We start from the raw sequence: 26,930 nt of genomic DNA, 5'->3' as shown, positions 1-26,930 counted from the left end.
CCTTCCCGGCGGGGACTCCTGCTGACCCGTCAGGCGCGGTACTATTGCGGCTTGGCGAGTCGGGCCGGCAGGGCCCGCCTTCAGGAATGCAACAGGACCACCATGGCGACCGATCATATCCGATACGATGTGCTGGCCCGCGACGCGCTGCGCGGCGTGCTCCGCAAGGTGCTGACCGATGCCGCGTCCCATGGACTGCCCGGCGAGCATCATTTCTTCATTACCTTCGTATCGAAGGCCGAGGGCGTGAAGATCTCACCGCGACTACTCGCGCAATATCCGGAAGAGATGACGATCATCCTCCAGCACCAGTTCTGGGATCTGACCGTGCTCGAGGACCGCTTCGAGGTCGGGCTGTCCTTCGGCGGCATTCCGGAGCGGCTGGTGGTGCCGTTCAGCGCCATCAAGAGCTTCCTCGATCCGTCCGTGAAATTCGGACTCTCGTTCGACACCTCCGACGTTGCCGAGATCGCGCCCGAAACCCTGCCGGCGGCGCCTGCCCCGTCGGCCGTAGCGGTGCCCGCACCCGCCGCCGAGACGGTGGAAAGCGCCGAGGAGCCGACGCCCCCGAACCAGGGCGGCGCGGAAGTCGTGCGGCTCGACCGTTTCCGCAAGAAATGATCCAGGCTGGCGCGCACGGCCGTCGCGCGGCGCCGAACTGCCTATATAGATGAGCACATCAAGAGGCCGCGCGGCATTCCGTGCGGCAGAATGGATATGCTCATGGCCAAGACCGCTAGATCAAAGACTGCCCGCTCCTCACGCTCCGCGACCCGCGTCGAGACCGACAGTTTTGGTCCCATCGAGGTCCCCTCCGATCGCTATTGGGGCGCGCAGACCGAGCGCTCGCGCCAGAACTTTCGCATCGGCACCGACCGCATGCCGATCGCGCTCGTGCATGCGCTGGGCATCGTCAAGCTCGCGGCCGCACAGTCCAACCGCGAACTCGGGCTGCTCGACCAGCGCCGCGCCAACGCCATCATCCGCGCCGCGCGCGAGGTGATCGAGGGCAAGCTCGACGATCATTTTCCGCTGGTGGTGTGGCAGACCGGCTCCGGCACGCAGACCAACATGAACCTCAACGAGGTGATCGCCAACCGCGCCAATGAGCTGCTCGGCGGCGGGCTCGGCGCCAAGAAGCCGGTCCACCCCAACGATCACGTCAACATGAGCCAGTCGTCGAACGACTCGTTTCCGACCGCGATGCATATCGCGGCCGCGAACCGCATCACCGCCGATCTCATTCCGGCGCTCGGCGAATTGCTGCGCGCGCTGCTCAAGAAAGAAAAAGAGTTCGCCAGGATCGTCAAGATCGGCCGTACCCACACCCAGGATGCGACCCCGCTGACGCTCGGCCAGGAATTTTCCGGCTATGCCGCGCAGGTCGAAAGCGGGATTGCCCGCCTCAAGGTCGCGGTGAAGGATCTCTATCCGCTGGCACAGGGCGGTACCGCCGTCGGCACCGGCCTCAACTCGAGCCCTCGTTTCGCAAGACTGTTCGCCAGGCACGTGGTCGGGATCACAAAACTGCCCTTCACCAGCGCCGCCAACAAATTCGAGGCACTGGCCTCCAACGACGCCTATGTGCTGGCGCACGGCGCCATCAATTCGGTGGCGACGGGGCTGTTCAAGATCGCCAACGACATCCGCCTGCTCGGGTCAGGCCCGCGCTCGGGCCTCGGCGAGCTGATCCTGCCGGAGAACGAGCCGGGCTCATCGATCATGCCGGGCAAGGTCAATCCCACGCAGTGCGAAGCGATGACCATGGTGTGCTGCCAGGTGTTCGGCAATCACACCGCAATCACGGTGGCCGGCAGCCAGGGGCATTTCGAGCTCAACGTCTACAAGCCCGTGCTCGCCTACAACATGCTGCATTCGATCCGCCTGCTCGCGGACGCCGCGCGCTCCTTGACCGAACATTGCGTCAGTGGCATTCGCGCCGATGAAAAGCGCATCAAGGAGTTGATGCAGCGCTCGCTAATGCTGGTGACGGCGCTCGCGCCCAGGATCGGCTACGACAACGCGGCCAAGGTGGCGAAAACGGCGCATGCCAACGGCACCACGCTGAAAGAGGAGGCGCTCCGCCTCGGCTTTGTCTCGGCGGACGAGTTCGACCGCCTCGTGCAGCCGGAGAAGATGACGCGGCCCGGTTGATTTCCGGATTCCGATAGTCATCCGTAATGATACGGAGCCAAAACGGCATATTTATAGAGGCTTAAAGGACAGGATTTGATTACCGTCAAGGTCTCGGGGAGGATGCGTGCTACGCCGCTCTCTCCGGGGGCCAAATTCATCGTTTGATGGCCCCCAGGGCCGATTGACGAGGACGAGCGAATGGCGATCGAATCTTGTGGGGCGCAGCGCTGCACCCTGTTTCTGAATGTTTCATCCTGCCTGCGGAGGATCGGATGATGGAGACGCGGCATGGGGAACGTCATCAACCTGAATCGTTTCAGGAAGCGCGCCGAGCGGGAAGTCTCGGCGAAGCAGGCGGACGTCAATCGGGCGAAGTTCGGCCGCACGAAGGCGGAGCGGTCGGCGGAGGAGACACGCGCGGACCAGGCGAAGGAGCATCTGGACCAGCACCGGATCGATCGCGAGGAGCAGCCATGAAGTCGCCCGTCGTGAAGCGATCGATCGTGGTCGCTGGCCACAAGACCAGCGTCAGCCTGGAAGAGGCGTTCTGGAACGGCATGAAGGAGATCTCGGGGCTGCGCAACATGACGCTGTCCGAGCTCGTCGGCGAGATCGACAGCAGTCGCCAGCAAGGCAATCTGTCGTCGGCAATCCGTCTGTTCGTCCTGGACTACTTCAAGAGCCGCGCCATGGCCGTCCAGCCGGAAAAGGTTCCGGCCCAATAGCCGCCGAGGCACTTTCCCTGGCTCGGCAGCCGCCCGCACTTTAAAATCACTCTAAGGTGCAGCTTCGGCGAGCGAGCGCGCTTGACCTCAATGCCCTGCGTTGAAAATACAGGGCATGACCGATACCAACGAGACGCGCCCGCAGATGCCGCTGGGTCTGGCCCAGCGCGGCTATAGCGGCATCATTCAACACCTGTCCGCCAAGGACGCGGGCTCGGCGCTCTCGGACATCGAGCTCGAGAGCCGGCTGATCGAGCTCGGCTTCGTCGAGGGTGCCAGGGTCGAGGTCCTGCACGAGGGGCTGGTGGCGCGCGATCCGATCGCCGTGCGGGTCGATAACATCACCATCGCGGTGCGCCGTCGCGAAGCCATGGCCATCATCGTTGCCTGAGGCGACCGGATATTTGATCCCATGGAAACACCCCTGCTGCATCTCGCCCTGGTGGGCACGCCGAACAGCGGCAAGACATCGCTGTTCAATGCGCTGACCGGCAGTCGGCAGAAGGTCGCGAACTATCCGGGCGTCACCGTCGAGCGCAAGGAGGGCTTCTTCGTCACGCCCCTGGGTCGTCAGGTCTCGGTGGTCGACCTGCCCGGCACCTATTCGCTGCGCGGCCGCAGCCCGGACGAGGAGATCACGCGCGACTTCGTGCTCGGCAAGGCCTCCGGCGAGTCCGTGCCCGATCTCGTGCTATGCGTGGCCGATTCGACCAATCTGCGGCTGACCATCCGCCTCCTGCTCGAGCTCAAGCGCACCGGCCGGCCGATGGTGCTGGTGCTCAACATGTTCGACATCGCGGCCCGCCGCGGCATCAATGTCGACGTGGAGCGGCTCGCCAAGGAACTCGGCGTGCCCGTGGTCACCTCGATCGCGGTGCGCAAGGGCGGCACCGCCGACCTCCTGACGCTGACCGACGATATCTCGGCTGGGCTCGCAGCCGAGCCGCAGGAGAATAGCTGGCGCGCGCTCAGCGTCGCCGAACTGCGCGCCACCCAGCGCGAGGCCGACCGGATCATCGTCGATTGCGTCAGCCTGCCGAGCCGGCCCGACACCTGGACCGCGCGGATCGACGCGGTGGTGCTGCACCCCGTCGCCGGGCTGTTGGTGCTCGCGCTGATCCTGTTCGTGATGTTCCAGGCAGTGTTCGCCTGGGCACAGCCGCTGATGGAGCTGCTCAACTCCGGCTTCGATGCGCTCGGCGAGTTCGTGCACGCCACCCTGCCCGCCGGCCTGCTGCAGAGCTTCCTTCAGAACGGCGTGATCTCCGGCGTCGGCAGCGTCATCGTGTTCCTGCCGCAGATCATCATCATCTTCCTGTTCATCCTGCTCTTGGAAGATTTCGGCTACATGGCGCGGGCCGCGTTCCTGATGGACCGCATCATGGGCGGCGCCGGGCTGCATGGCCGCGCCTTCATTCCGCTGCTGTCGAGCTTTGCCTGCGCCATTCCCGGCATCATGGCGACGCGCGTGATCGACAACAAGCGCGACCGGCTGACCACGATCCTGATCGCGCCGCTGATGACCTGCTCGGCGCGCATTCCCGTCTACACGCTGATCATCTCCGCCTTCATTCCGGCCAGGGACGTCTGGGGCTTCATCAACCTCCAGGGCCTGGTGATGTTCGGCCTCTACGCCGCTGGCATCATCAGTGCGCTGCTGGTCTCTTTCCTGATCAAGTTCTTCATGCTGCGCGACTACGCGCCGGCGCCGTTCATGCTGGAGCTGCCCGACTACAAGATGCCGCGGCCGAAATCGATCGCAATCGGCGTCTACACCCGCGCAAAAATGTTCTTGCACCGCGCCGGCACCACGATCTTCTCGATGATGGTGCTGATCTGGTTTCTGGCCTCGTTCCCGCAGCCGCCGCTAGGTGCCACCGAGCCGGCGATCGAATTCAGCCTGGCCGCAATCATCGGCAAGGCGATCGCGCCGCTGCTCGCCCCGGTCGGCTTCAACTGGCAGATTGCGGTGGCCCTGATCCCGGGCATGGCGGCGCGCGAGGTCGCGGTCGCGGCGCTCGGCACCGTCTATGCGATCGAAGGCGGCAAGGAGGCTGCCGAGCAGATCGGCCAGGTGTTGGCGACGAAATGGTCGCTTGCAACCGCGCTGTCGATGCTGGCCTGGTACATCTTCGCGCCGCAATGCGCATCCACGCTGGCGGTGATCCGGCGCGAAACCGGCAGCTGGACCTGGATGGCGGTGACCTTCACCTACATGCTGGTGCTCGCCTATGCGGCCAGCCTGGTGACGTACAACGTCGCCGTCGCGCTCGGCGCAGGATAGCGCCCCTCTCGAAATTGAAAGCGCGAAAACAACCCCATGCACAGTAGACGGGGATAGGAGAATCAATGGCTTACGCGTGTGCGCAGCAGGTAGCCGGATGGAGCGGAAGCGAAATCCGGAATTCTTGCACGACGCATCGCCGGCCCCGGATGCGCTACGCACCATTCGGGCTACGGACAACGAACGGCGCGCCCGTTGACCCGTCGGGCAAAACAGGAGCACGATGGCATCGTCTGCCCTTGCCGGCACAGTGACCGGCCATCCGTCTCCATGGATCAGTTCACCACCACCAGCCTCACTGCCGAGAGACTGCGCGAGGATCACCTCGCGGACCTCGTCGCGCTCCACCTCGATCCCGAGGTGTCCCGCTATATCGGCGGCGTACGCTCGGCCGAGAGGACCAAGGCTTATCTCGCCGTCAACATGGCCCATTGGGACCAGCACGGTTTCGGACTCTGGGCACTGAGAACGAGCGACGGAGCGTTCGCTGGGCGGGCGGGCATCCGGCACATCCTCGTGGATGACGTGGACGAAATCGAGATTGCCTACGCGTTCAAACGCAGTCTCTGGGGCCAGGGACTTGCGAGCCAAATCGCGACCGCGCTGACGCACGTCGGATTGTCACAACTCAAGCTGCCGTCGCTGATCGGCCTGGTCTTCGTCGGAAACGCCGCGTCCCGCCGCGTGCTGGAGAAATCGAATTATGTCCTCGAGCGCAGCACGCACCGTCACGGAGAAGACGTCGTGATTTACCGCGCCCGACGGTGAAAGACAGCGCGTGAGACGGTAAGGCGCAGCTTCGCCAGCGATCGATGCATTTCGCAGGAGCTTCGCTGTCCGAAGCTACCTGAAGTACCCCAGCATCAGATCGATATCCGAGCTGGCTGCCACGGTGCCGTTGAGCTCGGCATCGATGACGCGGCGGCAGGCTTCGATCGCGGCGTGATCGCCGAGATCGTTGGCGGCTTCCAGCACCAGCCATGCGGCGTCGACCGAGGCCTTGTCCGGAGCCGATCCGCCGGCATCGGCATCGCGGCTGTTGTTGAGGTTCTTGTTCGGATTCTTGTTCGGATTCTTGCGAACTGCAGTGCCGAATTGAGGCAACATTGCAAATACTCCCCTGCCAATTCCCGGATGATGCTCAGTGCACCTCTTCAGTGTACTCGTTCAGTGTACCTGGAGCTCGGGCTGACGACCCTGGGCGGAGTCGGTGCCGGCGCTGTTCTTGCGCGACTGATAGAACTTCAGAATGCTGCGCGAAGTCTCGATCTTGAGCCGACCGAAATCGCGCTCATTGTCGTGGAGCTCACGCGCCGTGATCAGATGATCCTTGGCACCGAGGAACAGCAGCGACATGGTGGTGTCCCAGGAGAAGTCGAGCGCCTTGCACAGCACCAGGATCATCTCACGGTTGCGGTCCATCAGCGCGCGCTCGATCACGTCGACCGGGAGCGCCGAGAGCAGCGACAGGCCGATCTGCACCTCGTCGAAACGGTGCTGCCGCGCATAGTTCGAGATCGAGTCCTGATTGAGATTGCCGAGCCTGTGCTGCGTCGTCACCGTGCGCTTGGCGACGAAATAGCTGCGCGACGAGGGACCGAACTTGGATTGCAGATCGCCGGTGACCTCGGTCACCGAGCTCTGGATCTGCGCCATCATCTCGGGGCGTTCGGTCTCCAGCCGGCGGCGGACGTCCTCGGACGCTTTCGAGATGAGCTGCTGGAAGATGTGGCGCGGCACGTCCCTGCGCAGGCCGAGCTGCTCGGCAAGGATCGAATCGCCCTCGGCGCGCCTGACCATGTGCAACAGGCCGGAGCCGGAGAAGCGCGCGCCCTCATTCCTGGCGACGGACGTCACGACTTCCTGGTTGCCGCGCTTGACCAGCACGTCGGTCACGGCCTCGCCGATCGACTTGCGCTGGGCGATGGCGAGCAGATGCGACTGGCCCTTGGTCAACGCGCTCTCGATCAGCATCTTCTCGTCGATACGATCGGAGTCGCGCAGCACGGGACCGGCGACCTCGATCGCGTCGTCGAGGGCGAGTTTTTCGATGACGTTGAGCGGGGCGTGGTCGCAGGCCGCCATCAATTCGGAAAGCTGCGCGCGCGCGACGACCTCGATCTCGTCGGCCAAACGCCCGATCACCTCGCCGAACATGCTGATCTCGTCGTCGCTGTAGCGGCCGGTGATCAGAATGTCGGTTGCGTGCCACAACGCCTTCGCCCGGCTCTCGTCGGTGCCGCGCGCGATCGCGTCGTCCAGATCCTGTAGCAGCGGTTTTGCCCCGTTCATCTCGATCACCCCAGTTCTTGGCGAGTCGTCCTGCCGCAAGTGGCAGGCCGCCGGATTCCTCAGGAATCGACCCTAGGGAACAAACGCGAGAATCCGGTAAAACCGGCAGATCAGTTTTGCCGGGGAAAATTCATTAAAATGCGGGGGAATGGATTCAGGGTTGCGCACGCTTCGTGGGCGGTGCGGAACGCGGTCACGAGACCTTGGTGAGGCTTGGTTGCCGCCATGCAGGAAGTGCGCTCCCTCTCCCGCTTGCGGGGGAGGGCTAGGGTGGGGTGTCTCCACATCGGGATTGTCCGAGATTTGCGGCGAAAATCCCGATGTGGAGAGCGCCCTCACCCGGCGCTTCGCGCCGACCTCTCCCGCAAGCGTGAGAGGTTAAGCCAGCCCGCGGCCCCATTGATGCAAACCAAAACCCGCCCTTACGGATTCGACGGCGTCAGCACCAGCGGCGGCTTCGGCTTCGGTTTTGGCGGCGGGCCCGGCGCCGGCCTCACCTCGATCGGCGGCGGCAGCGGCGCCAGTTGCTGCTGGCTTGCGAGCGGCGGGCTCGGCGCGGCGGGAGCTGCCTGCGGCGCCTTCGGCATCGGTGCGGCCTTGGGCTCCACCCTGGGCTTCGGCAGCGGCGCGCGGCGCGGATCGCGGCCGGGCATCGGCACATCGGTCAGCGACGGCTCCGGTGCGGTATCTGGCGAGACCAGCGTCGGCAGCGCCGCGGTGGCCGGCGGCGGCTCGCCGCGCTCGATGGCGTCCAGTCGCCGCGTCTCGCGATCGATCGTGCGCACCGCGAGCCATGACGACAGCGGCGCGAGATCGACGGTGCGATTGAGCTTGTCGGGGGGACCGGCCGCAAACAACTGGATTTCCGGCGGGGCACCGGACAGCCCGGTCATGATTGGCGTCAGGCTGGCGCGGATGTCGGCCTGGTCGGCGGGAATGTCGTAACCGCCGGAGACGATGGCGCGGGCGTTCTTCGCCTCCAGCGGCGTCGCGCCGACGCGCAGGCGGCCGTCGCGGATCGTGAACGGGATCTGCGCCGAGGCGACCGCGATGGGACCTGCCGACAGCGCGGGCTCGACCAGCTGCCGCAGCCGGTTGTCGTCGCTGACCTGGCCGCCGTCGCTGGCGCGGATGGCGATCTCGAAGGCGCGCGGATTGAGCCCGCCGATCTCGGCGGAGTCGAGCGTCACCGTGCCGTTGCCGGCGAGCGCGCCAATCAGTGCCGCAACACTGCGGCCCTGGCTCGTCAGCGCCATCTGCAGCGAGGCGCGTCCCTTCGGCAGAGCGAGATCGCGGTAGCGCAGTGTCGCCGCATCGACGTTGGTCAGTTCGAGACGCGCGCTCAGTGCGAGGCCGTTGGCGCCGGTTCTCGCATCCAGACTTGCAGACATCTCGCCGCCGCCGACGCCGCCCTTGAGCCCATCGAGCGCGAGCGACTGGCCGTCGCTCCTGATCGTGCCGCCGACGGGGCGCAGCTCGATGCCATCAGGCAGGCTCCCGCGCAACGCCTGGAAGGCGATCCGGCCGCGCCAGCCGCCAAGCAGGCCCGCACTCAGCGGCTCGCCGGAATTGTGCCCGGCCGCACCGATCGCCATCGCGAGTGCCGGCGCAAGATCGAGCGAGTCCAGGCCGACTTCGCCATCGACGGTCTTGTCCTGATCGAGCGTCATTGCGAGATGGCCACGCAAATGCGATCCGGAAGCGGTGCCGTCGAGATCGTCGAAGGTCAGACGGTTGCCGGACAGGCCGACGCGCGAGGACAGGGTGACGGCCTGCATCGACTTGTCGGCCGCGCTGGTGCCGAACAGCGGCGCCAGGTTGGCGTTGCGCACCCGCAAATTCACGCTGGCCTTTGGCTCCGGCGCCGACAATTCGACACTGCCCAGCGCATCCGCGTCCAGCCCGCCGCCGCTGAGCCTTGCGTTCAATTGCAGCGGCCGGCGCCACGCGCCGCTCAGCTTGCCTTCGAACTGCGAGGCGCCCTCGCCCGCCGTCACCACGCGATCGAGGCCGAGCAGTGCCAGCAGCGCGCCCGCCTGCGGTGTCGACAGTTTCGAGTCCAGCGTGAATTCGCTGTCGCGCAAGCGGTCAAGATCGATGCCGTTGACCGCCGCGGCCGGAGTCTGCGCCGCCAGCGTCGCACTGGCCTTGAGCTGCGGCGCATCGAGCTCGAGCACGGCGCGCGCGTCGCTACGATCGGCGTGCTCGGCGTTCTTGTCGAGACTGAGGTCGAGCTTCAGGCGCGTCGCACCGGGCAACGATGGCGGCGCATCGAAGCGGGCGCGGGCCGCAGGCGCAAACGGCTCGATCAATGCCGTGAGCTGGCGCAACGAATTGGCCGACGATGTCAGCGCAAGCTTGCCGGTTGTACTGGCGCGGTCGAAGCTGCCGCTCGCCTCCGTGGTCACGCCGCTGGCCTGGCCGAACCGCAACTGCTCCAGCGCCAGCGTCGCAGGGCCATAGCCGAGCTTTGCCGCGAACGGCCGCAGCTCCTGGCCGGCCGAGATCGCGCGACCGACGTCGAGGAAAAGTTTTGCTTCCTCGGGCCATTCGCCCTGCGGTCCGGCGAGCGCGCGCACGAAACTCGCGGCGGCATCGAGGTCGAGACGGTCGGCCCTGATATCGGCATCGATCCGCGAGCCCTTGCTCGCGCCGTTCTGGGCAAAATCGATCCGTCCCTCGATGGCACCGCCTTCGATCTCGGCCTTCAGTTTCTCGATGGCGAGATGGTTGGCGGCGATCGTCACGTCGCCGGCAAGGCGCAGCGGCCGCGTACTGCGGCGGTTGACCTCGCTGCGGCCCAGGAGCCAGGCCACCAGCGTATCGGGATCGGACGACTCGACGGTGAGACGGCCGCTGAAGCGGTCGGCGCCGGGCGTCGCGCCGTTGAGCGAGAGCTGCGTCATGCCGGGCGCGCGCAGCTCGAGCCGCTGGAAGGTCCAGGATTTGCCGTCGCTCTTGAGCTCAGCCGCGATGTTCTGGAGCGCACGTCCGCCCAGCATGATCTGGTCGGAGTTGAACTCGATCTGCGCTGGGATAGGCGCCTGTGGGATCGCCGCGAGGCCTGCGCGCAGCGCCGGCAGGATGCGCAGCGGCTCGGTGTCGTTCTTTCCGGCCAGCTTGTCGGCATCGACCTGGCGCGCCGACAGCACCGCGCGGAGCAGCGGCGAGGCGCCGAACCTGAGATCGCCGACGCCGCCGAGCTTCAGCGCGGCATCTTCGCTGCCGAAGCTCGCATCGATCTGGTCGAATTTTGCTCCGGCCGGATCGGCCTTGAGCTTGGCCGTGAGCTTCCAGGGCGTCGGCGCCGCCTCGCCAGGCTTCTTGAGTTGGGGAACGGCCAGCGTCAGCGCGCCGTCGAATTTCGGCAGGCGGTTGTCGAAGGCGAGCACCCCTTCGAGATCGGCCTGAATGGCGCGCTCGCCGGGATCAATGCTGAGATGCAGACGGGTGGCGCTACCGTCGGCGCTCGGGCCGGAGGAGATGCGGAACGGATAGCGGGTGCCGGCCGCAGTGAAATTGCCGTCGCCCCGCACCGCGCCCGCAAGCGAACGCACGTCGCCGGAGAAGGCGATGTCGCTCAGCTCGAGCGTCGAGCGGCTGGCAGTGTCATGCAGGGCGATACGGCCGGTGAGGTTCAGCCGCTCGATGGCGAGAGAGGCCAAGTTGAAGCTGCCGCTCGCGGTGGACGGCAGATCGACGCGTCCTCTGGAGTCGAGGCCGAGATCGACCGCCATGCCGTTGACCGTGAGCTCGGCGGCGCGCCATTCGCCGCGCATCAGGGAGCTCAGGCTGAACTCGACGTCGAGCTTGTCGGCGCGCAGCCGGCCGAGATCATTGTTGCCGCCGAAGGTGAGCGAGCGCAGCCGCAGCGTCGGCGCCGGCAACAGCCGCGCGTCGAGCTCGCCCGCCACCCGCACCGGCACGCCGATGATCCGGGTCGCCTCCGCCTCGAACTGGGGCCTGAACTGGTTCCAGTCGATGAAGTACGGCCCGATCAGCGCGGCGAGCAGCGCTAAGATGAAGGCAATCGCCAATCCGAGCAGCGTCGTCTGCACGGGTCTCCCCTCGGCCAAGCCGGCACCGGGCCAAATCTTGACCCCCAAACCCTGGCCGCAGAGGCTTCAGGCGCGCCGGAACTGCCCCTTATATAGGGGCAAGTGTGGCGAAGTCACAGCGACTGTTGCGCGCGGAGGTTAACGACGGGCCTCACCAGCTCGCCGGCAGCTGCTTCAGCCCGCGCAGCACGAAGGTCGGCCGCCATTGCGGGTTCTCGACGTTGTCGATGCGCAAATCCGGCAGCCGCCGCAGCAGCGTGGCGATGGCGATTTCGGCCTCGATGCGCGCCAACTGGGCCCCCAGGCAGAAGTGAATGCCGCCGCCGAACGATAGAGGCCTGACGTTCAGCCGGGTGATATCAAGCCTGTCGGGGTTGTCGGGATAGACGGCCGGGTCGCGGTTGGCCGAGCCGAGCAGGCAGAGCACGGTCTCGCCCTTGGGGATTTTGACGCCGCCGAGATCGTCGATGTCCTCCAGCGTGACGCGCCCGGTCATCTGCACCGACGAATCGTAGCGCAAAAACTCCTCGATCGCGTTGGTAATCAACTCCGGCCGCGTCTTCAGCAGCGCGAGCTGGTCCGGATTGCGATGCAGGGCGAGCAGGCCGTTGCCGATCAGATTGACGGTGGTCTCGTGGCCGGCGCCGAACAGCAGGATGATGTTGGCGGTCAGCTCCTCGTTGGTGAGCTTGTTGCCGTCTTCCTCGGCCTGCACGAGCTGGGTGGTGAGATCGTCGCCGGGATTGCGGCGGCGCAGTTCGAACAGCTGCTGGAAATACATCTGCGCCATCAGGTTTCCGGCGTTGCCCTTGGCGATCTCCTCAGGCGAGAGCGGCACGGGGTCGAGCAGCCGTCCGCCGTCGCGCGAGCTGTTGTAGAAGACCTCGCGATGGTCCTCGGGAATGCCGAGCATGTCGCAGATGATGGTGACCGGCAGGCGGAAGGCGAAATCCTCGATCAGGTCCATGTGACCGCGATCGATCGCCGCATCGATGGTCTGGTCGACGATCTCCTGGATCCGAGATCGCATGTCCTCGACCCGGCGGGCGGTGAAGGCCTTCACCACCAAGCCGCGCAGGCGGGTGTGGTCGGGCGGATCGGCCTGCAGCATCCAGTGGCTCATGCTGCGGAAGACCGGCTCGTCCATGATCTGCGGGCCGTAGCGGCGCTTGGAGCGCTCGACGTAATCCTTGCCGAAACGCTTGTCGCGCATCACCAGGCTGACCTCGGCATGGCGGCTGGTCACGAACGATCCGAACTGCGTTACATGGATCGGCTCGGTGGTGCGCAGCCGCGCGTAATGCGGATAGGGATCCCGGATGAAGTCCGGCGACAGCGGGTTGAACAACGGATCGCCGTTTGCGCCTGGCACTTGCTCGTTCATGGTGACCTCACATCGGTTGCCGCATGACACGAATACGCCGGTTGCTCCCTGACCCGCGCAGCGTAACCATCCCTGAAATTCTCAACTCGATACATTGTTGTATCGAGTTGCATTTTGCCCTAAACTGGTCCGATGTCAAGGGTGAGAACCAGGCCGACCAGGGACGACACGCGCGACAAGCTGTTCGAGGCGGCCGCCCGAATATTCGAAGCGGAAGGCATCGGCGGCGCCAGCATCGAGGCGATCGCGGCTACGGCCGGCTTCACCCGCGGGGCGTTCTATTCCAACTTCAAGAGCAAGGACGAGTTGATCATCGCCATGCTCGAGGACCATGTCGAGCAATCGATCCGGCGCAACCTCGACATCCTGGCGCAGCATGGCAACCTCGACGATTTCATCGCGGCGTTGAAGACGATGGACCGCAGCCGGCAGGATCCGCTCGGCCGCTTCCCGCTGCTGCACATGGAAATGATCCTCTACGTCGCGCGCGCCAAGAAGCGCCGCCCCGAACTTGCAAAGCGCCTGCGCGCGCGGCGCAAGCTTGTCGCCGACATCATCGAGGCTACGCTAAAGAGCAACGGCAAAAACGACGCGCTGAACCCGCCCTGGATGGCTTCAGTCGTGCTGGCTTTGGAAGACGGCTTTCGCCTGCACCGGCTGATCGATCCGGAGACGACGCCGGCCGACAGTTTTCTGCGCGCGATTACGGATTTGAGGCGGCGAACGGGGTTAGCGCCGGAGTAAAGCGCGCCTTACGCCGACCGCTTCACCGCAACCGCACCTAACAATCCGCAAAAGAGGCGACGGCAATTCGGTGGGTCCGGAACCTATCCAGCACCGGTTGGGGCACGGAGCTTGTGCAGCCGGCCGGCCACGGCTCGCACCTTGCGGGGGGCGGCTTGCCAGATCGACAGCGCCGACAAGCCGCTCACCGTAATGGCGATGGCGAAGGCCAGCGTGTAGTCGCCGGCGCGATCATAGAGCACGCCTGTCAGCCACGGACCGGCCGCGCCGCCGGCCAGTGCCGCCAGCATGATCGTGCCGAAAATGCTGCCCTGGTGCCTGCCCTGGAAAATCTCGAACACGACCGCGCCCATGATCGAGGTGAGGCCGTAGCCAAGCGCGCCTTGCGCGACAACCATCAGATAGACGAGCCAGAACGAGGGCTGATATTTCAACGCGATCAGCGCCGCGAAGCAGATCGCAAAACCTGCGCAGCTCAAAGCCCAGACCCACTCCCGCCCGATCCGGTCGGAGACGTGGCCGAGCAGGATCTGGCCGGGAATGCCGAGCAGGCTGACGACGCCGAGCGCCCATACCGCAACGTTCGAACTGAAGCCGATGTCGAGCAGGAATTTGGTCTGGTGCACCTGCACCGCGTACCAGATGTACAGGCCGCAGAAATAGCCGAGTGCGATCCACCAGAACCGCGCCGTGGCCAGCGCCCGCCTCAGCGTCCAGTCGGTGCCGGCCCAGACCGGATCGACGATGTTGGAGACGGGCTTTGCGGCGCCGGCGGACGGCGCGGCGTCGCCATCCGGCCGAAGGCCGATGTCCTCGGGCCGCTTGTGCAGGAACAAATTGATCGGCGCCAGTACGATCAGGATCATCAGCCCCATCGCGGTGCAGGCGGTGCGCCAGCCGGTCTGCTCGATCATGTGCTGCACCCACGGCAGCAGCGTCACCGAGCCGATGCCGACGCCGGCAAAGGCGATGCCGATCGCAAAGCCGCGCTTGCGGATGAACCAGTTCGGCAGGAACAGCGATTGGCCGGAATAGCCGAGGCAGACGCTGCCGGCGCCGACCATGACGCCGATGGTCACATAAAGATGCCAGGGTTCGCTGGTGAGTGGCGCAAGCAGCAGCCCGCCGCCCATCAGCGCGACGCCGAGCTCCATCACCGCGCGGGGACCGGCGCGATCCATCAGCCGGCCGATCAGCGGACTGACCGCGCCCGAGACCACGAAGCCGAAGGAGAAGGCGCCGGCGGTGATGCCGCGCTCCCAGCCGAATTCGGAGATGATGGGAGGAAAGAACAGGGAAAAGGCGGTGCGCGCGTTGATGCCGATGGCCATGGTGACGAAGGTCACCGCGACCACGACCCAGCCGTAGAAGAACGGAAGCCGCATTTTTGTTTCATCCCTGGACGATCCTTCGGACCATCTCGGGATATCCGGGTCAAGCGCTTTCCGCGCATGCCCGCCGGGCGGCCAACTCAGGCGGCGTCGAGCTGTGAAGGTTTGACGGGCGCGTCGAACAGAATCCGGTCAATCGGCTGCGGGCGGCCGAACAGATAGCCTTGCGCGAAGTTGACGCCAAGCGCCTTCAACCGCTCGAACTCCTCGCGGGTCTCGACGCCCTCGGCGGTGACCGACATGTCGAGGCCGCGCGCCAGCGTCACGATCGAGGAGATGATCGCGGAACTGCGCGGCTGATGGGTGAGGTTTCGGATGAACGACTTGTCAATCTTGATCTTGTCGAACGGGAACGCGGTGAGATAGCTCAGCGAGGAATAGCCCGTGCCGAAATCGTCCAGTGCAAGCTCTATACCGGCGCTCTTGAGCCGTTCCATGAAGGCATGATTCTCGGCGCCGCGCTCAAGCAGGACCGACTCGGTGATCTCGATCTCGAGCCGTTGCGGCGGCAGCCCGGAATCCCTCAGCGCAGCCGAGATCATGTCGAACAGATCCGCTTCCTTGAACTGGATCGGCGACAGGTTCACAGCAACCATCAAATCGGAAGCCCAGCTCGCCGCATCCGGGCAGGCGCGCCGCAACACGAATTCGCCGAGCGGCACGATCAGCCCGGTCTCCTCCGCAAGCGCGATGAACTGGTCCGGCGGAATCAAGCCGCGCGTCGGATGCCGCCAGCGCACCAGCGCCTCGAAGCCGCGCTGCGCACCGCAGAGAGCATCGACGAACGGCTGGTAATGCACTTCGAGCTGGCAAAGCGCGATGGCATCGCGCAGATCGCCTTCCAGCGTGTTGCGCGCTTCCAGTTCCGCCGACATCGCCTCGTCATAGATGGTGAAGCAGTTGCGGCCGGCCGATTTCGAGCGGTAGAGCGCGAGGTCCGCTTTCTTCAAGAGCTGTTCCTGATCGCTGCCGTGATCCGGCGCGATCGCAATGCCGATGCTGGTGCCGATCTCCACGCGGTGTCCGGGCAGGAGGAACGGCTCGGCCACCAGCTTGGCGATCCGTCCCGCCAGCTCGGTCGAGCCGGCGCGCTGATCCTCACAGCCTTGCTGGATACAGCCTTGCTGGATGATGGCGAATTCGTCGCCGCCAAGTCGCGCCAGCACGTCGCTCGCCCGCAACGCCGATTTCAAGCGCTGCGCCACCTGGCGCAGCAGCGCATCGCCAGCGCCGTGACCAAGAGAGTCGTTGACGTTCTTGAAGCGGTCGAGATCGAGCATCAGGATCGAGAACGTGACGCCGCCATCCTTCAACTGGCCGTTGATCTCGTCGAGCCGTGAGAGGAAAAAGGCGCGGTTCGGCAGTCCGGTCAGGATATCGGTCTGGGCGACCTCTAGCACGCGCCTGTTCGCCAGCGACAGCCGCCGCGAATTGCGGCTTGCCAGCATCAGATAGGTCGCAAGCGACAGCGTCAGCAGCATGCCGACGATGAGCACCGCGACCGCGCGGTCGTAAGCCATCTCCAGCGGACCGCTCGGGGTCTGCATCGCGCGGACCTGCCAGTCGGTATCGCCGATCTTGAGCTGACCCGACCAGTGCAGGCCTTGCGTGACGTCGCGCATCGACTGTGGGGCGTTGGCTGCCGAGGAATAATCCGGCAACGCGTGCGCCAGGCTGACGATTTGCCCCGTGAAGGGCGGATAGACGTTCATGCTGACCGCCGAGCTGGCCCCGGTCGTCACGCGAATGGATTGCATCAGCAGCGGCAGATCGAAAACGCCGACGACGAAGCCCGCCAGATTGCGGCGCCGGTCGGCAACCGTGTCGCGGGATGTGCCCTTGGCGTAGACCGGCACCACCACGAGGGCGTTCGGCAACTGGCCGTTCTCGCGGGGACCATAGAGCCTGGCCCGCAGCGATGCCATCTGATCGTTGTCGCGTGCTCGCTCGAGCACAGCACGGCGATCCGGGACGGTTGCGTAATCCATGCCGTAGACGAGCGAGGTCTTCGGCTGCGTCGAATAGAAGACCGGAAAATATTCGTCGCTCTGCGGCGCGGTTGCAAAGCCTTCACCCTGGAGCGACCTGATGCGATAGCCGGAGACGCCGTCCGCAACGGCGGCTGCCTCGTAGTCGGCACGCTCCCTGCGATTGACCCGCGGCAGCCAGGCAACGCGCAGCATGCCCGGATGGCGCTCGAACAGGCGGGCGCTGAAGGTCTCGAATTCGCTGCGGGTGATTTCCTCGTTGGCCGATTCGAACAGCGTGCGAAGCGCAACGAGCCGGCTGATATACTCGTTCATGCAGTTCTGCATGATGAGGGACTGGGTTTCGGCCGCGTTCTCGAACTCGATCCTGTTGACGCGATCCTCCCATCGCGCGACCGCGGCGGCGCCGACCAGCGAGAACAGCAGACCGACGCTAGCCGCGACCAGCGCAGGACGATACAGCCGAAGCAGCGGCGCAAGCCGTCACCGCCCGGTCATACGTCCCCGATCCTGATCATTCTGATCGTGATCGCTCATCCCCAAGCCGTCGTCCCCTTCCCGCGACGGACCGAACCTGTGGTTGAGCCGCCGGAGCCACTATCGGAACAGGGCCGAGGTTAAGAACTTGAGAATTTCGGAACCCGGCTGTTTCGCATTGCCCGGCTTAGTTAATGAAGTGCTGGATTGGCGCGAAACTTATGAAAGTAAGTTGCCGGTTTTCCCCGGAGTAGTACGGACCCGCCGATACATCACCGATTCATGCTGCCGGGATATCTCTCCCGGAGCTTCTCCCGCACTCGGCGACTTCTTGATGTATCGATTTCGATTAGCAACACCCATCATCCTGACCATCGCGCTGCTGGCCGCGACCATGCTCTCGGCCAGAGGCGAGGAGACCGGCGTCAGCGACGATGCGATCCTGTTTAGCCAGGCCGCCGCGCTCGAGGGCCCCTCCTCCGCGCTCGGACAGCGCATGCGGCAGGGCATCGTCGCCGCGTTCACCGAAATCAATGCTAAGGGCGGCGTCCACGGCCGCAAGCTTCGACTACTCAGCCGCGACGACGGCTACGATCCCGATCGCTCGGTGGCGCAGACGTTGCGATTGATCGAGGAGGACAAGGTGTTTGCGCTGATCGGCGCGGTCGGCACACCAACCGCGATCGCGACGATTCCGATCACCAGCGCCCGGGGCGTCCCGTTCATCGGTCCGTTCAGCGGCGCCGAATTCCTGCGCGACCTCGAGCTCTCCAACGTCGTCAACATTCGCGCGAGCTACGGCGCGGAGGCCGAGGCCTGGATCAAGCACCTGACCGAAGACCGTCACTTCACCCGGATCGGCATCTTCTACCAGGACGACGCGATGGTCTCACCGGCGTGAAGCGCGCGCTGGCCAAGCGCGGCCTCGAGCTCGCCGCCGAAGGCACCTTCGAGCGCAACACCCGCGCGCTCGCCTCGGCCTGGCGGATGCTCAAGCGCGCCGAGCCGGAGGCCATCGTCATGGTCGGGACCTACGGTCCCTGCACCGAATTCATCAAGCTCGCGCACCGTAGCGGCTTGCGTCCGACCTTCGTCAACATCTCCTTCGTCGGCGCCGTTGCCCTCGCCGGAGAGCTCGGCCCCGAGGGCGAAGGCGTCATCGTCTCGCAGGTGGTGCCGTTCCCCTGGGATCGCTCGCTGGGACTCGTCGCGGATTACCAGGCGGCGCAGAAGGCGTTCGACCCAGCGCTGACGCCGGACTTCGTGTCGCTGGAAGGCTATCTCTCCGGCCGCCTCGCGGCCGCGGCGCTGGAAAAGGCTGGGCCGAACCCGACGCGCGCCGAGCTGTTGCGAGTCGTCAACGAGATCGGCCGCTTCGACATCAGCGGCAGCCTCGTCACGGTCGGCCCGCGCATGATCGACACGCCGCCAATGGTGTTTTTGACGGTGATCCAGAAGGACGGAACGTTCAGGGCTGTCGATCGGCTTTAGGGCGCGATCGAATAACACACGGCTGCTGCTCCGAATGAGGTGCGTTCAGCAATCGCATGTGGATTTCACGAGGATTGTCCGCGGGCTTGCTCCGCCTCTCCCGCTTGCGGGAGAGGCCGACGCGCTCGCAGAGCGCGGCGGGTGAGGGCTCTCGCCACGGCGGGATATCCTCCCCAATCTCAACAATCCCGACGCGGAGACACCCGCAAGCGGGAGAGGGAACCCACTGCCGATGTCGCCGCATCGTGCACCCATATGCGATTGCCCTGCCGTCTGCGGGGAGGGAGCAGAGAAAGCATGAGTTAGGTGTGCTAAGGTCTCCGCGTCCAGCGTTCGGCATTCACCGCGCCCGGCGGGATTTCGCCTTTGACGATCGCCTCGACCTGGCGCACGGTTTCCAGCGACTGATATTCGATCGCCTGCGGTGTCAGGCCGCCGACATGCGGCGTGGCGATCACGTTCGGCAGCTTTGCCAGCTCCGGTGTCGGCATCTGGTCGGGCGCGCGGCCGACATCCATTGCAGCACCCGCGATGCGGCCCTCCATCAGGGCCTTGGCGAGCGCCGCCTCATCGACGAGATTGCCGCGCGACAGATTGATGAACACGGCATGCTTCCGCATGCGTGCCAGCGCCGCCTCGCCGATCAAATTCTCCGTCTGCTCGTTGGCGACGGCGAGGCAGACGACATAGTCGGAGGCGGCGAGCAGTTCGTCTAACGCGACCTGCCTGATCGCAACATCGCTGACGGCGGCGAAGGGATCGGACACCAGCACCTCCATGCGCAGCACTTTGGCCACCTCGGCGAGGTAGCGCCCGATGCTGCCATAGCCGATGATGCCGATCCGGCTGCCCGCGAGCTGACGGCCCATCAGCGCCTCCGGCTTGCGGCCAGCCTGGTAGTCGGCGGTCGCCCGCGATACGCCGCGCGACAGATCGACCATGAAGCCGAGCGCGAGCTCGGCGACTGCCTGCACGAAGCCGGGGCCGGCGCGGGTCACCAGGACGCCGGCGTTCGAGGCCGCATCAACATCGACGTTGCGGATGTCGACGGCGCAGCGGACAAAGGCGCGCAAGCGCGGCAATCGCGAAAAGATCTCGCCGCGGCCTTCCGTCATGCGATCGGCGACGATGATGTCGGCCTCCCTGGCCGCGTCGACGAGGCTGGCTGCACCGAGGGGCTGATCGCCCTCGTGCAGGATCACCTCGGCGATCGCCCGCAGGCCGTTCAGGCTGCGATCGCCGTAGTAATTGCGGCGCATCTCCGGCGTGTGAGCCAACAGGACCTTCACGGCAAGACTTTCATGACAAGACTCCTTCAATAGCCGAACGCGCGCGGCAGCGCGGTCGAGAGCGACGGCACGAACGCGATCACCAGCAGGCAGAGCAGCAACAGGCCCAGATAGCCCATGATCGGCTTCACAGTCTGCTCGATCGGCACGTTGCCGATCAGGCAGGCGCCGTAGAGTCCGAGCCCGAGCGGCGGCGCGAACAGGCCGATGCCCATCGCTATGACAAGCACGACGCCGAAATGCAGCGCATCGACGCCGAGCTGCACGGCGACCGGCAACAGCAGCGGCCCGAAGATGATGAGCGCAGCTGCGCCTTCCAGCACCGATCCCATTACGATCAGCACGGCGATCGCCAGCAGCATGAACAGCCAGACGCCGCTGGTCTTGGACAACCCGAGCATGAAATCGCCGACCGCATGCGGCACCTGCTGGAGCGTCAGCGTGAAAGCGAGCGACTGCGCGGCGGCGACAATGAAGAGCACCAGACCCGCCCGCGTCGCCGCCTGGACGAAACTGTGCGCGGCCGTTTTGAAGCTGAGCTCGCGGAACACGAGCGCGCCGATGACGAGCGCGTAGGCGACGGCGAAAGCCGAGATTTCCGTGGCCGTGGCAAAGCCGCTCTTGAAGCCGAAAAAGATCATGAAGATCAGGCCGAACGAGGCAATCGCGCCGCTCCACAGGCCGGACACCGGAATCTGCGGCTCGATCTCCTCGACCGCGGCGGGACGCTTGCCGAAGATGATCGAGACGACGATCAGGACCAGCGCCATCAGCGCCGCCGGAAGCAGACCGGCGACGAACAGCCCGCCGATCGACAGATTGGCGACGAAGCCGAGGATGATCAGGTTGATGCAGGGCGGAATGGTCTCCGCCATCACGGCGGATGCCGCAAGCAGCGCCACCGCGCTGCCCGGATTTTGTCTGGAGCGGCGCGCCGCCGGGATCAGCACGGAGCCGACGGCAGCGACATCGGCCATCTTCGAGCCGGAGATGCCCGAGAACAGCACCATCGAGGCCACCATCACCACGTTCAGCCCGCCGCGCATGCGTCCCACCGCACGCTGCAACAGCTCGATCAGGCGCACCGACATGCCGTTGGCTTCCATGAGGTAGCCAACGAGGATGAAGAACGGGATCGCCAGCAGCACGAAGTTATCGATGCCGCGCGCCATCTGCTGGGCGAAGATGACACCGGGAAGCGCGCCCTCGACCCAGATGAAGATCAGCGCGGCCAGCGCCAGCGCAAAGCCGATCGGCAATCCGCCGAACAACGTTGCGAAGAAGCCGATCAGCATCAGCGTGCCCGCCGACGGCACCGATGATGGCGACAGATAATCCCAGGCGAGGTAGAGGCCGGTCAGCACGGCAATGGCAACGACGCCCCTGACGATATCGGGAAGCGGCCTTGCGCAGAGCTGATCGACGGCGAACACCGTCATGAACAGCGCACCGAGGCCCATCGGGTAGAAGGTGAGCTCCAGCGGCAGCCCGGACCCGGTGGTCTGTCCCGCCGTCAGCGAGCCCAGCTTGATCGCGTGATAGGCGACATAGGCAGAGATCAGCACCACCAACAGCGCGCTCGCCGCATCGATCAGCGCGCGCAGCCGCACCGGCGCCAGATCGCGGAAGAAGGACACCCCGACATTCTCGCCGCGCGCCAGCGCGCTCGCCGCGCCGAAGAACGCCGATCCGACCATCAGCCCGCGCGCGACGTCGTCCGACCATTCGACCGGCGCGTTGAAGAGAAAGCGCAGCAGCACGGAGGCGCACACCACCACGAGGTCGGCGGCGAGCAGGACGGCCGCGACCGCGTCGCTCACGCGGAGCAGGAGGGTGACGCTTGCGTGACGGCCGCCCGAGAGCGACACCGCGCCCGTCAACGCCATCTCAGGCTTGGCCATCTCAGGCTTGGGTCGCGCGGATGATGTCGATGACGGGTTTGGACTCCGGCCGCGCCTTGATGAAATTCTCGGTCTGCGGCGCGACGCGCTTGCGGAAGGCGTCGCGGTCGCATTCCGCCACCGTCACGCCCTTCTCGGTCAACGCGGCCAGCGCTTCCTTCTCGACCGCAAGCCCGTGGGAACGCGTGTCGGCCGCGGCCTTCTTCGCGGCATCGAGAAAGCCGTCGCGCAGCTTCTGATCCATGCGGTTGAAGGTCATGTCGCTGAAGTAGATCGCAAGAGGCGAGAAATTGTGCTGCGTCAACGCATAGAATTTTGCCGTCTCGAAGAACTTGCTGGCCAGGATCGTCGGCGGATCGTGCTCCAGTCCGTCGAGCACGCCGGCCTGCAACGCCGTGTAGATTTCGCCGAACGCCAGCGGCGTCGCGGCCGCGCCCATCAGACGCAGGCACTCCGTGATCACCGGATTGGGCAGCGTCCTGATCTTGAGCCCGGCGAGATCCTCCGGGGTCTTCACCGGCTTCCTCGCCAGCACGCTGCGCGAGCCGAAATTATAGGCCCAGGCGATGATGCGGATGTTGCCGCCCTTGAGCAGCGCGTCCTCGATCGGCTTGGCAGCGCCGGCATCGAACGCCTTGGTCTGCTGCGGGAAGCTCGCGAAGAGGTAGCCGAGATCGAAGGTGCCGATCAGCGGCACCAGATTGGCCGAGATCGACGAGCCCGACACCATCAGGTCGATGACGCCGAGCTTGACCGAATTGATGACGTCGATCTCCTGCCCGAGCTGGTTGTCGGGGAAGAAGGCGACCTCGATCTGCTCACCGAGCCCGTTTGCCTTCAGGCTCTTGACGAGATTGTCGTAGTAGACGCGGCCATTGGCATATTTCGGATCGTTCGGCAGCGAGGAGGAACATTTCAGCTTCAACGTCGCGGCCTCGGCGCGGCCGATGATGGCGGGGGAGAGCACGAGGCCGGCGGCGAGCGCTGTCGACGATTTGATGAACGTGCGACGGCTGACGGGCGCGATGATCATGGCGCGGTCTCTCCCAGATTTTTTTTGCAGCCGCGATCGTTGTCGCAGCGTGTTGGCGCGACTGTATGGCCAAAGCGACAGCGCAGGCAAGGGTTGCAGACCTCGTTGCGCAACGGTCCCAGCGGCGAGCGCATCGGCGGCGGCCCGAACCGAAATGGCTATGTTTTCCGAGATTTCGGCGACGCCGCGCAATGGCGCGGCGGCAGAAAGGCTCCGGCGCAAGAATAGCGCGGATCGATCCAATTCAGGTATCGATCAATGCCAAACGCATCTTGATAGATTCGCCAGCGCTCGGCGCGCTGACACGCAACCGGAAAAGCGAGAGCCGCAGGATCGCTCTCCGCGATCCCGCAGCTCCTCGTTTTGGAACGGCTGGACTTCGAAATCAGCGCGAATGCGCGCCGCTCAATTGGCCGCTCCCCGCCTCGACATCGCGCGACGGACGCAGCGCGTAGGCACCATCGCCAAGCAGCGCCTGCGCCACTAGCGCGATCGCCCAGACGGCGGGGAATTCCCAGCCACCCTTCGGGTTGGTGAAGAAGAAGCCGGCGGCGCCATGCACCGTGAAGATCGCGCCGAGCAGGACCGGGATGCCGGTCAGCGCCGCGTAGCGGGTCCAGATGCCGAGGATCAAGGCGACGCCGCTCAGCACTTCCACGGTCATCACGACATAGGCGAGTTCGGGCGGGAAGCCGAGGCTGCCGAAGTATTTTGCGGTCCCGGCCGGGGTGAAGACGAACAGTTTCAGGCTGGCGTGGGCCAGGAAAAGCACGCCCAGTGTCACGCGCAGCACCAGCGCGGCATAGGGAGCAGTACGGGAATCGATCATGGCGGTCTCCTTTGTCGGACCGAGCTATGATCTATTCTCAATCGAATGATAATCCGGTATTGTGAAAATATACTTCACACCGATAGAGTGAAATAGATGCTCGACCGGCTGACCAGCCTGGAAGTCTTTGCCAAGGTGGCGGCGATCGGCAGCTTGTCCGGCGCGGCCAGGGCCATGAGCCTGTCGCAGACCATGGTCACCAAGCATGTGGCCTCTCTCGAAGCTCGGCTCGGCGTCAAACTGTTCCACCGCACCACGCGGCGGCTGTCCATCACGGAGGCCGGACGCAGCTATCTCGAATCCTCCGAACGGATCCTTGCCGACATGGAAGTCGCCGACGCAGCGGTCGCGCGCGAGCGCGTCGAGCCGCGCGGACTGCTGCGCGTCAACGTGCCCGTCGTGTTCGGCACCCGGCAGATCGCTCCGCTCATCTCAGAGTTCTCGGAACGCCATCCCGAGGTCACGATCGAACTCGGCCTCAACGACCGCCTGGTCGATCTCGCCGATGAAGGCTGGGACCTTGCGATCCGCATCGGCACCTTGCGCGACTCCAGCATGGTGGCGCGGCGGCTCGCGCCGAACCGCATGGTCGTCTGCGCCGCACCGTCTTATCTGGCGAAGCATGGCACGCCGCGTAGCGTGGCGGACCTCGCCGCCCACAATTGTCTCGGCTACACGCTCTCGCAGCAGGCGAGCGCGGCGGAATGGCTGTTCGGGGCGAACGGCGAGATCCGGGTCCAGGTCAAGGGCAATCTGCGCGCCAACAATGGCGATGCGCTGCGCGCCGCGACGTTGGGCGGCCTTGGTCTCGCGCGACAGCCAACCTTCATCATCGCCGATGATTTGCGCGCCGGCACACTCGTCGCGCTTGGGCTAGACCAGCCGGAAATCCAGACCTCGGCTGTGCATGCGGTCTACCTGCCCGACCGCCGACCGCCGGCCAAGGTCCGCGCCTTCATCGACTTTCTCGCAGGTTGCTTCGCGCCCGAACCGCCTTGGGACCGCGGACTGTCCTGACGCAGCACGGCGGATCGCTTCAACTCCGGGGACCTCCCCATTTTGCCGCAGCCCGGCGAGCGTGATCCAGTGCACAGACAGGGTCATGGCGGGCGACTAGAAAAGGTGACATCATCGCGCGCATTGCCGACGGAGGTAACACCATGCGCCGTCCAGCCTTTTGCAGTTTGTTTCTTGCGTCCGGCCTCCTTGCTCTCACACAACTCATGACAACGACGCAGGCCGCGGCCGAAGCGCGGCTTGCGCTGGTAATCGGCCAATCCGCCTACCGCACCGTGCCGGAACTGCCCAATGCCGCCAACGATGCCAAGGGTATGGCGGAGCTGCTCGGCAACGCCGGCTTCACCGTGACCACCGCCCCCAATCTGGCGCAGAACGAGATGCGCGAGGCGATCTCGGATTTCGCCGGCAAGGTCAGCGCCAGCGGCGCCGACACCGTCGCGCTGGTGTTCTATGCCGGCCACGGCCTGCAGATCGACGGCGAGAACTATCTGGTGCCGGTCGATCTCGATCCCAAGCGCGAGGCCGACATTCCCTTGCAGGGCGTGCGGCTGAACGACCTTCTCAACACGCTTGGCGCGCTGCCGACGCGGGCGCGCATCTTCATGCTCGATGCCTGCCGCAACAATCCGTTCCCGGCGCTGAGCGGCGCCGGCCACGGGCTTGCGATCGTCGACACCAAGGCCGGCGCGCCCGGCTCCTTCATTTCCTATTCGACCTCGCCAGGCTCCGAAGCCGAGGACGGCTCCGGCATCGACAGCCCCTATACCACCGCGGCGCTGAGTGTCGCCAAGCAGCCCAACCTGCCGATCGAGGAAGCGTTCAAGCGCATCCGCATCGCCGTGGCGCAATCGACCGATGGGCGGCAGATCCCCTGGGAGAGTTCGTCGCTCACCACCGACTTCAAGTTCTTCGGCGACAGCAGCGGCCAGCAACCTTCCGTCCCGGGCGCAGGCTCGATGGCGCTTGCAAGCGCCACGCGCAGCGTCGAGGACTGGCGCAAGGACTTGCAGGGCAAAGATGCCAAGGCCGCCTATGATCTCGTGATCGCCGACGATACCGTGCCGGGTTATCAGGCCTATGTCGAGCTGTACGCGCAGGCGTCGTTCACGCCGCGCCTGCGCACGATCCTGGAGCGCCGGCGCCAGATGCTGGCGTGGGAGCGGGCCACCGCGATCAACACCCGCGCCTCGTTCGAGGCCTACCTTGCCAACTGGGACAACAGCGACCTTGCGGCAACAGCGCGCAGGCTGCTGCTCCGCGTGCAGAACCGCAATTACGCTTTGCCCGTTGCGGCCGCTGCGGCCCCAGCTCCGATCGCGGTCGCGCTGGCACCGACCTGCCCGTGCTCGACGCCCACGACACCGGCAACGCCGATCAACCCGACGGTCGCCCCCATCATCAAGAAGCGCGTCGACGACACGCCGCCCAAGCGCAAGGTCGTCGAGACGCCGCCCAAGCGCCGGCCGCCGCCGCCCGACGAAGTCGTCTACGAGCGCGCGCCGCCGCCGGATCGCGGCCCGCCGCCCGGCGCTGTGATGCAAGGCGTCGGGATTGGTATCGGGATCGGCATGGGAATGGGTGGCGGCCGCGGCGGCGATTATCACAACGACCGCGGCCGGTACTAAGGCTGCCGCGAGGCGGAGGACAAATATGTCCTCCGTCATTGCGAGCGCAGCGGTCGCGGTAGGGACGCTCATTGCTGAGCGCCCCCCGCACAGATCCGTACGTGCGGCTTTCCCGCATACGGCTCCCACCTCGGGTGAGTGACGGCGAAGCGTGCTCGCGGCCAAGGATGACGGATGTTGGGCCTGGGGAGGCAGTCACAGGCGAGGCGACTGATCGTCTCCCACCTCATGCCATCGGTCTGGCTGCGGCGCCGGAGCGTGCG

Annotated in this window: 20 protein-coding genes and 1 pseudogene; 11 read left to right on the top strand and 10 right to left on the bottom strand. The window is 65.4% G+C overall.

Annotated features, from left to right (window positions below):
* The first annotated feature begins 102 nt into the window (after window positions 1-102).
* From IVA82_RS05225 to IVA82_RS05195, 7 genes are all read left to right on the top strand, one after another.
* Window positions 103-621: a ClpXP protease specificity-enhancing factor SspB gene (locus IVA82_RS05225; protein WP_247385159.1), complete on the top strand. Its 519-nt coding sequence runs from the start codon at window positions 103-105 to the stop codon at window positions 619-621.
* Window positions 622-711: 90 nt separating this feature from the next.
* The gene (gene fumC, locus IVA82_RS05220) at window positions 712-2,154 is read left to right on the top strand and encodes a class II fumarate hydratase (protein WP_247385157.1); all 1,443 of its coding nucleotides are present in this window, start codon (window positions 712-714) and stop codon (window positions 2,152-2,154) included.
* Between the two features lie 270 nt (window positions 2,155-2,424).
* The gene (locus tag IVA82_RS05215; protein ID WP_247385155.1) at window positions 2,425-2,613 is read left to right on the top strand and encodes a DUF4169 family protein; all 189 of its coding nucleotides are present in this window, start codon (window positions 2,425-2,427) and stop codon (window positions 2,611-2,613) included.
* Window positions 2,610-2,861, top strand: a complete 252-nt coding sequence (locus IVA82_RS05210; protein ID WP_148740610.1) for a ribbon-helix-helix domain-containing protein — start codon at window positions 2,610-2,612, stop codon at window positions 2,859-2,861. Before IVA82_RS05215 ends, IVA82_RS05210 begins: the two co-directional genes overlap by 4 nt.
* Window positions 2,862-2,976: 115 nt before the next feature.
* Window positions 2,977-3,252 carry a FeoA family protein gene (locus IVA82_RS05205; RefSeq protein WP_247385153.1) on the top strand — a complete coding sequence of 92 codons (276 nt, stop codon included), beginning with the start codon at window positions 2,977-2,979 and terminating at the stop codon, window positions 3,250-3,252.
* Between the two features lie 21 nt (window positions 3,253-3,273).
* A complete protein-coding gene (locus tag IVA82_RS05200) occupies window positions 3,274-5,145 on the top strand; it encodes a ferrous iron transporter B (protein ID WP_247385152.1) in 1,872 nt (623 codons plus the stop codon).
* Between the two features lie 270 nt (window positions 5,146-5,415).
* Window positions 5,416-5,913: a GNAT family N-acetyltransferase gene (locus tag IVA82_RS05195; protein WP_247385150.1), complete on the top strand. Its 498-nt coding sequence runs from the start codon at window positions 5,416-5,418 to the stop codon at window positions 5,911-5,913.
* 75 nt (window positions 5,914-5,988) lie between these two features.
* Here IVA82_RS05195 and IVA82_RS05190 read toward each other — a convergent pair whose 3' ends face one another.
* The 4 genes from IVA82_RS05190 to IVA82_RS05175 all read right to left on the bottom strand — a co-directional run bounded on the left by IVA82_RS05190 (window position 5,989) and on the right by IVA82_RS05175 (window position 12,879).
* On the bottom strand, window positions 5,989-6,252 hold the full coding sequence (locus IVA82_RS05190) for a hypothetical protein (protein WP_247385148.1): 264 nt from the start codon (window positions 6,250-6,252) through the stop codon (window positions 5,989-5,991).
* Window positions 6,253-6,312: 60 nt separating this feature from the next.
* Complete coding sequence (locus tag IVA82_RS05185) at window positions 6,313-7,437, bottom strand: DUF2336 domain-containing protein (RefSeq protein WP_247385147.1); 1,125 nt, start codon at window positions 7,435-7,437, stop codon at window positions 6,313-6,315.
* Window positions 7,438-7,859: 422 nt separating this feature from the next.
* A complete protein-coding gene (locus tag IVA82_RS05180) occupies window positions 7,860-11,495 on the bottom strand; it encodes an AsmA-like C-terminal region-containing protein (RefSeq protein ID WP_247385145.1) in 3,636 nt (1,211 codons plus the stop codon).
* 151 nt (window positions 11,496-11,646) lie between these two features.
* Entirely contained in the window at window positions 11,647-12,879 is a 1,233-nt protein-coding gene (locus IVA82_RS05175) for a cytochrome P450 (RefSeq protein WP_247385144.1), read from the bottom strand.
* 132 nt (window positions 12,880-13,011) lie between these two features.
* Between IVA82_RS05175 and IVA82_RS05170 the strand changes: the two genes are divergently transcribed.
* On the top strand, window positions 13,012-13,623 hold the full coding sequence (locus tag IVA82_RS05170) for a TetR/AcrR family transcriptional regulator (RefSeq protein ID WP_247385142.1): 612 nt from the start codon (window positions 13,012-13,014) through the stop codon (window positions 13,621-13,623).
* An 83-nt stretch (window positions 13,624-13,706) separates the two neighbouring features.
* Here the strand turns inward: IVA82_RS05170 and IVA82_RS05165 are convergent, their stop codons facing one another.
* Window positions 13,707-15,008 carry an MFS transporter gene (locus IVA82_RS05165; RefSeq protein ID WP_247385140.1) on the bottom strand — a complete coding sequence of 434 codons (1,302 nt, stop codon included), beginning with the start codon at window positions 15,006-15,008 and terminating at the stop codon, window positions 13,707-13,709.
* A gap of 86 nt (window positions 15,009-15,094) precedes the next feature.
* Complete coding sequence (locus IVA82_RS05160) at window positions 15,095-17,473, bottom strand: EAL domain-containing protein (RefSeq protein ID WP_247385249.1); 2,379 nt, start codon at window positions 17,471-17,473, stop codon at window positions 15,095-15,097.
* Window positions 17,474-17,813: 340 nt separating this feature from the next.
* Here IVA82_RS05160 and IVA82_RS05155 point away from each other — a divergent pair.
* Window positions 17,814-18,970: pseudogene (locus IVA82_RS05155) on the top strand (ABC transporter substrate-binding protein).
* Window positions 18,971-19,281: 311 nt separating this feature from the next.
* Here IVA82_RS05155 and IVA82_RS05150 read toward each other — a convergent pair.
* The 4 genes from IVA82_RS05150 to IVA82_RS05135 all read right to left on the bottom strand — a co-directional run bounded on the left by IVA82_RS05150 (window position 19,282) and on the right by IVA82_RS05135 (window position 24,022).
* Entirely contained in the window at window positions 19,282-20,259 is a 978-nt protein-coding gene (locus IVA82_RS05150) for a hydroxyacid dehydrogenase (RefSeq protein ID WP_247385139.1), read from the bottom strand.
* A 26-nt stretch (window positions 20,260-20,285) separates the two neighbouring features.
* Window positions 20,286-22,160 carry a TRAP transporter large permease subunit gene (locus IVA82_RS05145; protein WP_247385138.1) on the bottom strand — a complete coding sequence of 625 codons (1,875 nt, stop codon included), beginning with the start codon at window positions 22,158-22,160 and terminating at the stop codon, window positions 20,286-20,288.
* A gap of 1 nt (window position 22,161) precedes the next feature.
* Complete coding sequence (locus tag IVA82_RS05140; RefSeq protein ID WP_247385137.1) at window positions 22,162-23,193, bottom strand: TRAP transporter substrate-binding protein; 1,032 nt, start codon at window positions 23,191-23,193, stop codon at window positions 22,162-22,164.
* A 385-nt stretch (window positions 23,194-23,578) separates the two neighbouring features.
* Entirely contained in the window at window positions 23,579-24,022 is a 444-nt protein-coding gene (locus IVA82_RS05135) for a DoxX family protein (RefSeq protein ID WP_247385136.1), read from the bottom strand.
* A 96-nt stretch (window positions 24,023-24,118) separates the two neighbouring features.
* On the opposite strand from IVA82_RS05135, the gene IVA82_RS05130 reads away from it, so the two are divergent.
* Together IVA82_RS05130 and IVA82_RS05125 are read left to right on the top strand one after the other, a co-directional pair.
* Entirely contained in the window at window positions 24,119-25,039 is a 921-nt protein-coding gene (locus IVA82_RS05130; protein WP_247385135.1) for a LysR family transcriptional regulator, read from the top strand.
* 143 nt (window positions 25,040-25,182) lie between these two features.
* Window positions 25,183-26,667, top strand: coding sequence for a caspase family protein (locus IVA82_RS05125; RefSeq protein ID WP_247385134.1), 1,485 nt, complete (start codon window positions 25,183-25,185; stop codon window positions 26,665-26,667).
* Window positions 26,668-26,930 lie beyond the last annotated feature (263 nt).

The sequence above is a fragment of the Bradyrhizobium sp. 142 genome, from assembly GCF_023074015.1.
Lineage (GTDB): Bacteria > Pseudomonadota > Alphaproteobacteria > Rhizobiales > Xanthobacteraceae > Bradyrhizobium.
Note: the sequence above shows the minus strand (reverse complement) of the source record. Positions and strands in the feature narration are given on the sequence as shown.

Coding starts and splice junctions, on each gene's coding strand:
- IVA82_RS05170 (WP_247385142.1), top strand. CDS start 13,012: ATGTCAAGGGTGAGAACCAGGCCGACCAGGGACGACACGCGCGACAAG.
- IVA82_RS05205 (WP_247385153.1), top strand. CDS start 2,977: ATGACCGATACCAACGAGACGCGCCCGCAGATGCCGCTGGGTCTGGCC.
- IVA82_RS05130 (WP_247385135.1), top strand. CDS start 24,119: ATGCTCGACCGGCTGACCAGCCTGGAAGTCTTTGCCAAGGTGGCGGCG.
- IVA82_RS05225 (WP_247385159.1), top strand. CDS start 103: ATGGCGACCGATCATATCCGATACGATGTGCTGGCCCGCGACGCGCTG.
- IVA82_RS05210 (WP_148740610.1), top strand. CDS start 2,610: ATGAAGTCGCCCGTCGTGAAGCGATCGATCGTGGTCGCTGGCCACAAG.
- IVA82_RS05135 (WP_247385136.1), bottom strand. CDS start 24,022: ATGATCGATTCCCGTACTGCTCCCTATGCCGCGCTGGTGCTGCGCGTG.
- IVA82_RS05145 (WP_247385138.1), bottom strand. CDS start 22,160: ATGGCCAAGCCTGAGATGGCGTTGACGGGCGCGGTGTCGCTCTCGGGC.
- IVA82_RS05195 (WP_247385150.1), top strand. CDS start 5,416: ATGGATCAGTTCACCACCACCAGCCTCACTGCCGAGAGACTGCGCGAG.
- IVA82_RS05140 (WP_247385137.1), bottom strand. CDS start 23,193: ATGATCATCGCGCCCGTCAGCCGTCGCACGTTCATCAAATCGTCGACA.
- IVA82_RS05200 (WP_247385152.1), top strand. CDS start 3,274: ATGGAAACACCCCTGCTGCATCTCGCCCTGGTGGGCACGCCGAACAGC.
- IVA82_RS05185 (WP_247385147.1), bottom strand. CDS start 7,437: ATGAACGGGGCAAAACCGCTGCTACAGGATCTGGACGACGCGATCGCG.
- IVA82_RS05175 (WP_247385144.1), bottom strand. CDS start 12,879: ATGAACGAGCAAGTGCCAGGCGCAAACGGCGATCCGTTGTTCAACCCG.
- IVA82_RS05215 (WP_247385155.1), top strand. CDS start 2,425: ATGGGGAACGTCATCAACCTGAATCGTTTCAGGAAGCGCGCCGAGCGG.
- fumC (WP_247385157.1), top strand. CDS start 712: ATGGATATGCTCATGGCCAAGACCGCTAGATCAAAGACTGCCCGCTCC.
- IVA82_RS05125 (WP_247385134.1), top strand. CDS start 25,183: ATGCGCCGTCCAGCCTTTTGCAGTTTGTTTCTTGCGTCCGGCCTCCTT.
- IVA82_RS05190 (WP_247385148.1), bottom strand. CDS start 6,252: ATGTTGCCTCAATTCGGCACTGCAGTTCGCAAGAATCCGAACAAGAAT.
- IVA82_RS05165 (WP_247385140.1), bottom strand. CDS start 15,008: ATGCGGCTTCCGTTCTTCTACGGCTGGGTCGTGGTCGCGGTGACCTTC.